Consider the following 523-nt stretch of genomic DNA (forward strand, 5'->3'; position numbering starts at 1 on the left):
AAGAGACTTGAGAAGAGCTGTCCCTAGTACGAGAGGACCGGGACGGACGAACCTCTGGTGTGCCAGTTGTTCCGCCAGGAGCACTGCTGGTTGGCTACGTTCGGCAGGGATAACCGCTGAAAGCATCTAAGCGGGAAGCTCGCTTCAAGATGAGGTCTCTCACCGGGTCAACCGGGTAAGGCCCCCGCCCAGACCAGCGGGTTGATAGGCCGGAAGTGGAAGCGGCGCAAGTCGTGGAGCTGACCGGTACTAATAGGCCGAGGGCTTGACCACTCAACACCCAGCTACTTGATGTGTCTCGCGTCCACTGTGTGGTTCTGAACGTACGGAACCCACCCCCCTTTCACAGGCCCTATCGGGGCGTGTGCGGTGTGGGGGTGGGGGACAAGTTCACAGCGTTACGGCGGTCATGGCGAAAGGGAAACGCCCGGTCTCATTCCGAACCCGGAAGCTAAGCCTTTCAGCGCCGATGGTACTGCCCGGGGGACCGGGTGGGAGAGTAGGACGCCGCCGGACACAACTC

Annotated in this window: 2 rRNA genes; both read left to right on the top strand. The window is 61.2% G+C overall.

From position 1 onward, the window contains the following. A 23S ribosomal RNA gene (locus ACJTNH_RS20760) occupies window positions 1-273 on the top strand; the annotation flags it as partial. 126 nt (window positions 274-399) lie between these two features. After that, window positions 400-516: ribosomal RNA gene (gene rrf / locus ACJTNH_RS20765) — 5S ribosomal RNA — on the top strand. Window positions 517-523 lie beyond the last annotated feature (7 nt).

Source organism: Modestobacter lacusdianchii (assembly GCF_054177765.1).